The sequence below is a fragment of the Marinimicrobium sp. ARAG 43.8 genome (assembly GCF_050113635.1).
Lineage (GTDB): Bacteria > Pseudomonadota > Gammaproteobacteria > Pseudomonadales > Cellvibrionaceae > Marinimicrobium.
Genome location: NZ_JBNJLT010000005.1, coordinates 121630 through 133990, shown reverse-complemented (window position 1 = coordinate 133990; position 12361 = coordinate 121630). Strand labels below are relative to the sequence as shown.

The window sequence follows — 12361 nt, the reverse complement described above, 5'->3', positions numbered from 1 at the left end:
TTACGCGCCTCCCATGCAGAGGTATTTAATTTCCTGGTATTCCTCCATACCGTGACTAGAGCCCTCGCGACCGAGACCGGACGCCTTCATGCCACCAAAGGGCGCAGCGGCGTTGGAAACGGCCCCTTCGTTCACACCGATAATGCCGCTTTCCAAGGCATCGGCGACGCGCCACACACGATGAATATTCTGACTGTAGAAATACGCGGCCAGCCCGTAAGGCGTATCGTTCGCCAGACGAATGGCCTCATCTTCCGTTTTAAAGCGAATGATCGCCGCCAGCGGCCCGAAGGTTTCTTCGTGACACAATTGCATGTCAGGCGTGACGCCGGTCAGCAGGATCGGCTCGACGTAGTTGCCATTCTTGCCTTCCGGCACCGGGCCGTACACACGGGTGGCACCTTTGCTCATGGCGTCCTGATAGTGCTGTTGTACTTTTTCCACCGCCGCGCGGTTAATCAACGCCGATTGGGTGACACCCTCTTCAAAGCCATCGCCCACTTTCAGACTTTTCATGGCCTCGGATAACTTTTCGACAAATGCGTCGTGCACACTGTCCTGCACCAGGAACCGGTTGGCGCACACGCACGTTTGACCGGTATTACGAAACTTGGAAGCCATGGCCCCTTCCACGGCCTTGTCGATATCCGCATCGTCAAATACCAGGAACGGTGCATTGCCCCCAAGTTCCAGCGACACTTTCTGTATATGCTGCGCGCACTGTGCCATCAACTGGCTGCCCACACCGGTCGAACCAGTGAAGCTCAGCTTGCGCACGACCGGACTGCTGGTCAGTGTTTCGGCAATGGGTTTGGGTTTTCCAGTAATCACATTCAATACGCCGTCGGGAATGCCCGCTTGCTGCGCGAGATACCCCAGCGCCAGAGCCGTAAATGGTGTGGCCTCGGCAGGTCGCACAATCATGCTACAACCAGCCGCCAATGCGGCGCCGGCTTTGCGCGTAATCATCGCGGCCGGGAAATTCCAGGGCGTGATACAGCAGGTGACCCCGACCGGCTGTCGCGTCACCACGATATGTTGATCCGGCTTGGCACCGGGGATGGTTTCCCCGTAAGCGCGGCGCGCCTCTTCGGCAAACCATTTTATAAACGACGCCGCGTAGTTCACTTCGCCTTTGGCTTCGGCGAGCGGCTTGCCCTGCTCAAGGGTCATCAGCGCACCGAGATCGTCAGTGTGCTCGATCATTAGTTCATACCAGCGGTACAGCAACTCACTGCGTTCGTTGGCCGTTTTTGTTTTCCAGCGATGAAATGCCGTGTCCGCGGCGGCAATGGCTCGCGCTGTTTCTGCGCTGCCACAATCCGGTACCCGTCCGATAATTTTCCCATTCGCCGGGTTATCCACATCAATCATGTCGCCGCTGTCGGACTGAATCCATTCTCCGCCGATGTAACAGGCCTGCTGAAACAACGCTGAATGCTTTAGAGAAATCGGAAATGTCTGCTTACTCGTTGCCATGATCAATCCGCTCCTGTCTTGAGCAAAGGTGTCTTGCTCATTCACTATAAACCTTTGACTTCAAAGCATTTGTCTGCGCCACAAAACCAATGCTTCCAACTCTAGCAGACATTAACCGTTGTGGCGCAAGTCTTTTTTCCGGTTTTTTTATCCAACCTGTGAAAAATAATCCATTGAGTTCAAACCTGTTGAACGCGAACGTTTCGGCCACGAACTACTCTTCGACCTCGCAATGCTGAGTCATCTGAACCAGATCCAAAAGCTCACGCAGTGCCACGGAAAAAATGGCGTAGTCGGTGCCGCTGCTGTTTTGCACCTCATTCATCATGCTGCGCCACCGATCCAGTTGCGGCGTAAAGTAATCCGTCCAGCGATCAATGGATTGCTCAATATCTTCGTCACTGTCCGCCCAGCTGCATAGCGCCAATGTCAGGCTGCGCAACTGGGACTCCAGGTCATCAAGGTAAGTTTCGCGTGCCATCGCCTGCCAGTAGCTTTCCACCGCTGCATCCGAAATCTGTCGAGCAAAGTCGTGCAGTTGCAATCGTTCATTAACCAGCAGATACAAGCGCATGACGGCCAGCAGTGGCAGCTCGGTGTGTCGTGATACTTCCGCCACACTCAATCCGGAATACAGGTGACCGGGGGTTGCCACGCGATACAATAGCTCGTCGGGTACTCCTTCGCTCTTTAAGTGAGCCACCTGCTCATTCCAGTCTTCGCGGGCGGCGCCTGAAAGATACTCCGGCATGTGCTCCAGCACTGTGTGAACCAGCGGTGAAAATTCTTCGATCTCCAGTGCGGGTTCGAGATGGCTTCGCCGATTGCGCAGAAACCAGCGTGAGGCTCTTCGCACTCGTCGCATCAATGTCTTCATCAAGCCCATCTGGACACCGGCATCCACTTGATGATCCAGCGATTCGAGCGCTTCCCAAATCGATTCAATGGCATAGATATCACGTGCGATGATGTACGCTCGCGCTACATCACCCGCCCCCACGCCTGTAGAGTCCAACAGGCGCTGCGCAAAGCTCAACCCCATGGTGTTGACCATATCATTGGCCACCTGGGTCGCCACCAGTTCGCGGCGCAGCCGATGCTGATCAATCGCATCGCTATAGCGCTCACGCAACGGCGAAGGGAACGCCTGGTAAGCAAAACGTGCGATATAGTCGTCATCGGCCAGATTGGTTTGCGCCAAATCATTTTTCAGAATCACTTTTGCGTAGGAAACGAGAACCGCCAATTCGGGTCGGGTAAGCCCCTGTCCTTGCGCCTGCCGTTCGATGAGGATCTCTTCGTCCGGTAAAAACTCAAGGGCCCGGTTCAAGCGCCCTTCTGCTTCCCAGGCTTGCATGACACGGCGATACTCGGCGTTGCGGCGCATGGCATCTGAGGCAGCAATGCTGATGGCCTGCGTCTGGTGATAGTTGTTGTCCAGCACCAGCTCAGCCACTTCTTCCGTCATCTCTTCAAGTTGTTGATTGCGCTGTTTCTCGGTCAGGTCTCCTTTGGCGATCAGTTCGTTGAGAAGAATCTTGATATTGACCTCATGGTCGGAGCAATCCACTCCGGCCGCATTGTCGATAAAGTCAGTGTTGCACAAACCGCCGCCCAACACATATTCGATACGTCCGCGCTGGGTCATTCCGAGGTTGCCGCCCTCGCCGACCACCTTGCAGCGCAGTTCATCACCGTTAACGCGCAACGTGTCGTTGGCTTTGTCTCCCACATCGGCATGGCTTTCGGTGCTCGCCTTGACGTAGGTGCCAATGCCACCATTCCACAACAAGTCCACGGGCGCTTTGAGTAAGGCATGAATCAGCTCCGTCGGCGTCAGGTTTTCGGCTTGAATATCAAACCGTTGGCGCATCGGCTCGGTAATCGCAATGGATTTGGCATCCCTCGAAAACACGCCACCACCCTCGCTGATCAACGATGTATCGTAGTCTTGCCACGAGGAACCCTGGGCGCTAAACAAACGTTGTCGCTCTTCAAAGCTTCGTTCCACATCCGGCTCGGGATCAATAAAGATATGCAAGTGGTTAAAGGCCGCCACCAAGCCGATATGACGCGACAACAACATGCCGTTGCCAAATACATCGCCTGCCATATCACCGATGCCTATCGCCGTGAAGTTTTCATTCTGAACGTCAATCCCGCGCTCGCGGAAGTGCCGTTGCACAGCGACCCATGCACCCCGAGCGGTAATGCCCATCGCTTTGTGGTCGTAGCCATGACTGCCACCGGAGGCAAACGCATCACCCAGCCAGTGTCCGTATTCTGCCGAGATTTCGTTGGCGATATCCGAAAACGTGGCGGTGCCCTTGTCGGCGGCAACCACCAAATAGGGATCGTCGTCATCCAGGCGAACGGTTTGTTTGGGCGGCACGGGTTCTCCGTCGATCAGATTATCCGTCAGGTCCAACAACCCGCGAATAAACAACCGATAGCAGGCAATGGCTTCTTCCTGCCTGGCTTTCCGGTCACCGCTCTGGGGTGGCTTTTTGCAGACGAAACCACCCTTGGCGCCGTTGGGAACGATAACGGCGTTTTTCACCTGTTGCGCTTTAACCAGCCCAAGCACTTCAGTTCGGTAATCCTGCAGCCGGTCGGACCAACGCAGGCCGCCGCGGGCGACCTTACCCGCGCGCAAATGCACCCCTTCCATACGCGGCGAGTACACAAATATCTCGTAGAGCGGGCGCGGCTCGGGAATATCCGGAATGTCTCTGGGTGTGAGTTTAAAAGAGAGATAGCTTCGGGACTGACCTTGCGCATCTTTCTGGAAATAATTCGTGCGCACACAACCCTCTATCATTGCCAGATAACGCCGAATGATTCGGTCTTCATTCAAATTCTGAACGTTATCCAGCGCTTTGATGATGCGCTCGTGCAATTTTTTCTGTTGCTCGGTGCGTTTCTGCGTATCGGTTCGAGCCGTGCCGCTTCGATGAGACGGATCGAATCGAGCTTTAAAGAGATCCACCAGATCGCGGGTAATGTCAGAATGATTGACCAGCGCCGATGCAATATAGTCTCCGGTAAAGTTGAAGAGGGTTTGATGCATGTAGGCGGCCAGCGCCCGAAGAATACTGATTTCCCGCCAACCCAGCTTCGCGCTGAGCACCAGCCGATTGAAGCTGTCGCTCTCTGCGTCACCGTGCCACACCGAGGCAAACGCGTTCTGGAACAGCTCGCGCACGGTATCCATATCGAACGCACTTCCACCATTCGATGTCAGGTAGAAATTATGCAAGAACGTGGAGAGCCCCTCTTTGGGAACGATGCGGTAAGGGTGTTCGGCCACTACTCGCAACCCCAAGTGTTCCAGCACGGGAATTACGTCGGATAATTCCATGGGACGGTGCCGACGAAACACTTTGAAGCGCAATCCCTGGGCGCCATTTTCCGCGGGTTGATAAAAACTAAGGGCCAGGTCATCGTCATTGCGCAATCCCATCAGCGAGTCCAGATCCTGAACCGCTATTCGCGCATCGAAATGCTCTCGGTAGGCCGACGGGAACGCGTCCTGGTAATGTGACAACAGCTGCGCGGCGCGCTCCTCGCCTTTTGCGTCAGTCAGCGCGGTCAGCAACTGGTCTTCCCAGGAACGGGTAATGTCGATAATGCGTGATTCCAGCTCACGCACGTCCGGCTCAACAGACTCACTGGGGTCGACACGGAATACGAGGTGAACCCGGGCGAGAATGGATTCGGAGAAATACGTGGTAAAGTCCACCTCCCGCGCTCCCAGCGCCTCGCGAAGCATTTCCTGAATGCGTTGCCGGATTCGGGTGTTGAACAGCTCGCGAGGTACGTAGACCAAGGCACTGACAAATTTGCCAAAGGCATCCGGCCTCATAAACAACCGCACCTGATAGCGTTCGTTGATGGCAGCGACACCCGTGGCGAGATCAAACAGCTGGCTGGTGCTGGCCTGAAAAAGCTCATCGCGAGGGAAAGTTTCGAGTATTTGCCACAGTGCTTTACCGTCATGGCTGTGCGCATTCAGGCCTGAGCGTTCGAACACTTCATTCACTTTTTCACGGAGTAGCGGAATATTCGCGGGGCTCTGTGTATAGACTGACGACGTGTAAAGTCCTAATAACCGGGATTCACCGCATAACTCGCCCCGCTCATCAAAGCGCTTGATCACGATGTAATCGGCGTAGGCCTGGCGATGAACCCGCGAGCGCTCCGGCGCCTTGGAGAAGGCGATCAGCTTGGGCGACAGGTGGAATTGCGCCGTGCCGGGATTGCGATCATCCACCGGTTTTCGGTCTGCCTCATCCTTGGAGCGAAACAACCCGAGCCGGGATTCGGGGCGCTCTACCAACCAGGTTTCATCCGCTTCCTGCACCCGGTCATACTCTGTATAGGCCATGAATGTAAAATGATCTTGCAGTAACCACTCCAGAAAGGCCTGAGTTTCCTGAGTGCGGTGGGTCAGCGGCTCCCGCGTGACGCGTTGCAACTGGGAGCAACAATGACCTGTGGCATCCCGCAGTAATGCAAAATCGTCGACCACTGTGCGCACTTGATCGAGTACCGACGCCAATGAGCGTCGAATCTGTTTCAACACCTTGGAGCCGGTGTGCAGGCCCACCTCCATGTAAATTAATGCTTCGGACGAAAAACCCGCGTTTTCTCCCGGCGTCGCCGTGCCATTTTTTCCGGAGCCGTTCATGTGCAGTTCACTGACACGCGCCTTGTCGTCGCGACGCACGTTAAGCACGGTGCTTTTGATGCTGTGAATAGCGATGTTTCGCCGGTTGAGCTCAATGCGGATGGAATCCACCAGAAACGGCATATCGCGCAGGTGGACCAGGAGTACCGTGTGGGGGCACAACCAGCCGTCTTCTTCCAGGTCCGGGTTAAACAGCGTGATCGCCGGGATGTCCGGGCGATAATCGCTCAACTGGCGCCAGACCTCATACACCGCACCAAAAATGTCCGTGTGCGGCCGCCCGGCCCATTCATCCAGCGGCAGGCGGTGGAAAAATGCCTGTCGAAAGGCCTGCCATTGAGACCATTGACTTTCATTGACGCGATCGCGAGCCAGTTCATCCAGGCGCTTTATCAGGCTCTCGGGGTCAATATCACCAAACCGTCGTGTGTTCATTCTGCCTCCTTGGGGCCTGTTTACATTCTCCGTTTACAATATGCGTTTACACTATCCATCATCCAATTAGCCGTTCTTTTTAACGGTTCTCTCAACCCATGCGCTCAACCCGTATGCTTGCCGTGTGGTTAAAGGTTCGTGCCGGTTATCGATCCCGATCACATTACTCCCTTTCGCCGACAACTTCGCCCTCAACACTCTTTTCAGTGTGGGCTGAGGGTGTACACTTCGCAAGCGCTTGAAAAAACCGGGAACTGACGCCAAATAGATGGGTCTAGAACCGCACTCCCTCTGCGCACTGCGCATAATTGTTCAGCTTTTAACCAGAATACTAAGTGGGACCCCATGCAAGCTTACGATGCTCTACACACACTGAATCAGTGGCTCAACCGCAATATTGTTGGTCAGGAACACTTGGTGCAGCGCATGCTGATCGCACTGCTGGCCGACGGTCACCTGCTGGTGGAAGGCGCTCCCGGCCTGGCCAAAACCAAGGCGATCAAAACGCTGTCCGACGCTATTGAAGGCAATTTTCATCGCATTCAGTTCACTCCCGACCTGCTGCCCGCTGACGTCACCGGTACCGATATCTACCGGCCTGAACAGGGGCGTTTCGAATTCCAGCCCGGCCCCATCTTTCATAATCTGGTGCTGAGTGACGAAATCAACCGGGCACCCGCCAAAGTCCAGTCGGCACTGTTGGAAGCCATGGCCGAACGGCAGGTCAGTGTGGGCAGTACCACCTACCCCCTGCCCGAGTTATTCATGGTCATGGCAACACAAAACCCGATTGAGCAGGAAGGCACCTACCCGCTGCCCGAGGCGCAGCTGGATCGCTTTTTGATGCAGGTGCTGGTGGATTACCCCAACCTCAACGCCGAGCGGCAGATCTTGAAGCTCGCCCGCGCCGAAGCCGCGCATCAGGAAGCCGAACCTCCTACCACCGTTAAGCAGAATGTGTTGTTCGAGGCCCGCAACGCCGTGCTCGATATTCATATGGCGGAGGCGGTAGAGGAGTACATTGTGCAGCTCATCAACGCCAGCCGCCGTCCGGCAGACTATGACGCTGATCTGGCGCAGTGGCTGGAATACGGCGCCAGCCCCCGGGCGACCATCGCTCTGGACCGCTGCGCCCGGGCTCACGCCTGGCTGGAAGGTCGCGATTACGTCAGCCCGGACGATGTGCGCGCTATCGCTCACGATGTATTGCGCCACCGGCTGATCCTGACCTTTGAAGCGGAAGCCACGGGCGTGACCGGTGAGCAGGCCATTGACCGTTTACTCGATGTGGTGCCCCTGGCCTGATGGTACGCCCAGCCTCCGACTCCACCCGCGAGTTAAGTCCCACCGGCGCTCATTGCGAACTCACGGACCTGCTGCGCCTGCGCTTCGTGGCCCGCGATTTACAGCTGTTTGCTCGACGGCCCGCCCGCAGCCTGCTCACTGGCGGCATGCGAACCCGTCAGCGGGGCCGAGGCGTGGACTTCGAGGAAGTCCGCCTGTATCAACCCGGCGATGACGTGCGCACCATCGACTGGCGTGTCACCGCCCGAACCCAGGTCCCCCACACCAAAATCTTCCGCGAGGAACGGGAGCGGCCGGTCTTTGTGGCCGTCGACCAGCGCGCTTCGATGTTCTTCGGCAGCCGCACCTGTTTCAAGTCGGTCCTGGCCACCCACATCAGCGCGACTATCGCCTGGGCGGCGCTGAACCAAAGTGACCGGATCGGTGGCCTGGTATTCGGTGACAACGCGCAACGTGATATTCGGGCGCGGCGCAGCAAGCACGCCGTGCTGGAGTTGCTACACCAACTGCATGACTACAACCATCGGCTGAAAAGCCCGATTGCGAGCCGATCGCCGATTGCGCTGGAAACCATCCTCGCCGATGCACGCCGCGTCGCCAAACCCGGGAGCGCCGTTTTTGTGGTCAGTGATTTTCACGACTTTGACCGCGCCTGTGAGCAGCAACTGTTCGAACTGGCCCGCCACACCGACGTCACGCTGATTCACGTGTACGACCCGCTGGAACACCACCTTGGCGGCAACCGGCTGCTGACCGTCACCAATGGCCACGAGCGTCTGCCACTGCCGGCACAGGACGCTCACTTCCAGCAAGCCTACGCCCGGGATTTCGAACAGCGGCTGGAGACACTCACCGCCAGCTGTCGACGATTGGCGCTACCGCTGCTGTCCTACGCAACCGACGATGATATTCACACGCTGCTGCGCGAGCGCTTCGGTGCCCGGCGCCGCATCAGGAACTGATAACACGACCATGAACCCGCAAGACCCACTGGCACAACTCAAGGACATTCACCTGCCGGACCCCGTCGGATGGTGGCCACTCGCCTGGGGCTGGTGGATGTTGCTGGCGGTACTGTTGCTGGCAGCCGGTCTGCTGGTATGGCGGTGGCGCGCCCGCCGACGCCGCCAGCAATATCGCCGTGAGGCGCTAGTGGTGTTGCGTGACGCGCAGCGACGATACCGGGCGGCTACCCCCGGCCCCGAAGCGTCGCGCCGCTACCTTCAGGACATCAGCGAACTGTTGCGCCGCACGGTTTTGAGCGGGTTGCCCGAGCGCCTGCACCCGGCGGTGGCTGCACTCAATGGCCGCCAGTGGCTCGCACTGCTGGACACCACCGCGCCAACCAAATCAGGTTTCGAAGAAGGTCCTGGGCAAATATTGGCCGAAGGCCCCTACCAGCCAAACCCTGAGTTTGACGACGCCTCGTTGTACGCATTGGTGAGCCTCTGGATCAAACGCCACCGCCTCGACCCACACCATTTGCCAGAGACCGTAAAACCAGAAATCGTCAAAAAGGGGGCCGCCCATGCTTGAGCTGCACTGGCCCTGGCTGCTTTTGCTGCTTCCCCTGCCCTTACTGATGCGCTTCGTACCCGAAGCCCCCAGTCATGAGGCCGCGCTGCGAGTCCCGTTTTTCAGCCGTCTCAAACAGCTGCGCGACGGCGAACGGCAACGCAGCGGCGCTCGCTGGCTGACGGCGCTGTGCCTGTGGTTAATCTGGAGCGCAACGCTGCTGGCGGCCACCGACCCACGCTGGGTCGGAGAACCGGTCACGTTGCCCAGCAGTGGTCGGGACTTACTGCTTGCCGTGGATATTTCCGGGAGCATGGAAATTGAGGACATGAACTACCGGGGTCAGCCTATTAACCGGCTCCAGGCCGTCAAAGCGGTGGTAGGTGATTTCGTCCAGGAACGCCAAAGTGACCGCCTGGGGCTGGTGCTGTTCGGCACCCGCGCCTATCTGCAGGCCCCGCTGACCTATGATCGACAGACGGTTTTCACCCTGCTGCACGAAGCCCAGATCGGCTTTGCCGGGGAGAAAACTGCCATTGGTGACGCCATTGGTCTCTCGGTGAAGCGCCTGAGAGACCGCCCGGAAGCCAGCCGAGTGCTGATTCTACTCACTGACGGCTCCAGCAACGCGGGCGAACTCACCCCGCAACGCGCCGCCTACCTGGCAGAGCAGCACGACGTGAAGATCTACACCATCGGTTTTGGGGCCGACGAAATGGTGACGCAGACTATTTTCGGACAGCGCACCGTCAATCCATCGCGGGATCTCGACGAGGCTACTCTCAAAGAAGTGGCGGCACAAACGGGAGGCCGTTATTTCCGCGCCCGCAGCCTGACCGAGCTGGATGAAGTACACACCATGCTCAACGAACTCGAACCCATTGAGTACGACGCCGAAACCTTCCGCCCCACCCGTAGCCTGTTCTACTGGCCCCTCGGCATAGCACTGCTGTTAAGCGGCCTGCTTGCCGCCGGGCGCGCTTTCGGGCCCGGTCGCTCGGAGTCGACAACGGCAGGGGGAGCGGGCAAATGATCGACTTTTTCACCCAGCCGGAAGGCTTTCATTTTTTGCGACCTTTGTGGTTACTGGCGCTGCTGCCCGCGTTTGTCCTGACACTGTGCCTCTGGCGGCAGAGCCGTCAGGCCCGGCAGTGGCGGCACCTGATTCACCCGGACCTGCTTTCCCACCTGGTCGAGCCCGGCCACCGGCACGCACGCCGCTCGCTGCTCTGGGGCTTATTGCTCGCGTGGGGTATTGGCGTGGTCGCCATGGCCGGCCCCACCTGGGAAAAACGCCCTGTTCCCGTGGTGAAAACCGGGGATGCACTCGTGATTCTGCTGGATCTCTCCCCCTCCATGCTGGCGGAAGATCTCAAGCCTTCCCGGCTGACGAGAGCGCGCTTGAAAATTGCGGATGTCCTGCGCGCCCGAAACGAAGGGTTTACCGGTTTGATTGCCTACGCTGGCGATGCGCATGTGGTGTCGCCGCTCACGGATGACACCGCCACCATCCGCAGCCTGCTCAATGCATTGCACCCCAATATTATGCCCGCTTCGGGCAGCCGTCCCGAAGCCGCTGTCGAGGCAGCTGTCGAGTTGTTCAGCGAAGCCGGAGTCTCCGAAGGACAGATTTTACTGATCACCGACGGCGTGGTTGATCAAGCCATCAACCCTATTCTTAATCGCCTGGAAAACACCGGCCTGCGCCTGTCTGTCCTCGGTATCGGAACCCCGCAAGGTGCCCCCATCCCCGATGAGCGCGGCGGCTTCGAGCGGGACCGTGCCGGCAACATCGTGGTGGCCAAACTGGAAGAGGACCGGTTAGAGCGCCTCGCCGGGCGCACGGGCGGGCGCTATGAACGCATTGACGCCAGCGCGGATGATGTGGACTGGCTGCTGGAAACCCCTCGCCCGGGCAGCGACAGTCAACGCCAGGTGGACCGTGAGTTCGACGACTGGTTCGATCGGGGTCCCTGGCTGGTGCTGTTGCTACTGCCGGCGGTGCTGTACAGCTTCCGCCGCGGCCTGCTCGCTGTGCTGTTTGCCCTGCCGCTGCTCACTGTGCTGATACCTTCTCCCGCCCACGCGGACGACCGCTGGCTGGCGCCCTGGCTGACGCCGAACCAGCGCGGGGAACGCGCGTTGAGCGACGGTGATCCCGAAACCGCCGCCCAACAATTCGAGAACCCCGAGTGGCGCGGTAGTGCGCTCTATAAGGCCGAAGCGTACGAAGCCGCCGCCAAAGCCTTCGAACAAAGCGATACGGCCCGAGCCCATTACAACCGAGGCAATGCCCTGGCCCGCGCCGGCGACCTTGAGGGTGCCATTGAGGCCTATGATCAGGCATTGGCGCGCCAACCTGATATGAGCGACGCGCAGGCGAACAAAGCCCTGGTGGAACAACTCAAGCAACAACAGGAAGAACAGCAGAAAGAACAGCAGCAAAACCCACAGAGTTCCGACGATCAAAACGGCGGCGATTCTTCGGAAGATCAACAGCAGGATTCCGAACAAGGGGAAGGTGAACAGAACCAAAATTCCCAAGACCAGGACAGCCAGAACCCGGACAACGCCCAGGATGGACAATCCAACTCCCGCAATGACGGGCAGGATGACGCCCCCCAAGACCCGAACACCGACAGCCCCACGCCGCAAAGTGACGCCGACGACCCGGCGAATACCCAGGGCGAGCAGCCCACGGCGGGCGATCCCGCCGAACCACAGGAAGGCGAACCCGAGGATACAATCGCACCCTTGCAGGAGGGCGATGTGAGTGACGAGGAACGGCAGGCCATGGAACAATGGTTGCGTCAGGTACCCGATGACCCCGGTGGCCTTCTGCGTCGCAAATTTGAATACCAGTCCCAACAACGCCGCCTGCGGGAAATGCGCGGCGAACTGGAAGGCCAAGGCACCGAAGAGCGATGGTAAAACGCA

8 protein-coding genes are annotated in these 12361 nt (G+C 58.2%); 5 read left to right on the top strand and 3 right to left on the bottom strand.

The features are described 5' to 3' along the window. The 3 genes from ACQCLF_RS11300 to ACQCLF_RS11290 are packed head-to-tail and all read right to left on the bottom strand — an operon-like array spanning position 1 to position 6604. Positions 1-1479, bottom strand: coding sequence for an NAD-dependent succinate-semialdehyde dehydrogenase (locus tag ACQCLF_RS11300; RefSeq protein WP_426987304.1), 1479 nt, complete (start codon positions 1477-1479; stop codon positions 1-3). 37 nt (positions 1480-1516) lie between these two features. Further along, a complete protein-coding gene (locus ACQCLF_RS11295) occupies positions 1517-1690 on the bottom strand; it encodes a hypothetical protein (protein WP_426987302.1) in 174 nt (57 codons plus the stop codon). A gap of 3 nt (positions 1691-1693) precedes the next feature. Continuing rightward, a complete protein-coding gene (locus ACQCLF_RS11290) occupies positions 1694-6604 on the bottom strand; it encodes an NAD-glutamate dehydrogenase (RefSeq protein ID WP_426987300.1) in 4911 nt (1636 codons plus the stop codon). A 345-nt stretch (positions 6605-6949) separates the two neighbouring features. Here ACQCLF_RS11290 and ACQCLF_RS11285 point away from each other — a divergent pair, with 345 nt between their 5' ends. From ACQCLF_RS11285 to ACQCLF_RS11265, 5 genes are read left to right on the top strand one after another with little or no spacing between them, the layout of a single operon-like run. Then, positions 6950-7909 carry an AAA family ATPase gene (locus tag ACQCLF_RS11285; RefSeq protein WP_426987298.1) on the top strand — a complete coding sequence of 320 codons (960 nt, stop codon included), beginning with the start codon at positions 6950-6952 and terminating at the stop codon, positions 7907-7909. Then, positions 7909-8871, top strand: a complete 963-nt coding sequence (locus tag ACQCLF_RS11280) for a DUF58 domain-containing protein (protein WP_426987296.1) — start codon at positions 7909-7911, stop codon at positions 8869-8871. The genes ACQCLF_RS11285 and ACQCLF_RS11280 overlap by 1 nt, the downstream gene beginning before the upstream one ends. 10 nt (positions 8872-8881) lie before the next feature. Further along, positions 8882-9445, top strand: a complete 564-nt coding sequence (locus ACQCLF_RS11275; protein ID WP_426987294.1) for a DUF4381 domain-containing protein — start codon at positions 8882-8884, stop codon at positions 9443-9445. Further along, positions 9438-10457, top strand: a complete 1020-nt coding sequence (locus ACQCLF_RS11270) for a vWA domain-containing protein (protein WP_426987292.1) — start codon at positions 9438-9440, stop codon at positions 10455-10457. Before ACQCLF_RS11275 ends, ACQCLF_RS11270 begins: the two co-directional genes overlap by 8 nt. Then, the gene (locus ACQCLF_RS11265; protein WP_426987290.1) at positions 10454-12355 is read left to right on the top strand and encodes a VWA domain-containing protein; all 1902 of its coding nucleotides are present in this window, start codon (positions 10454-10456) and stop codon (positions 12353-12355) included. The genes ACQCLF_RS11270 and ACQCLF_RS11265 overlap by 4 nt, the downstream gene beginning before the upstream one ends. Positions 12356-12361: the final 6 nt, after the last annotated feature.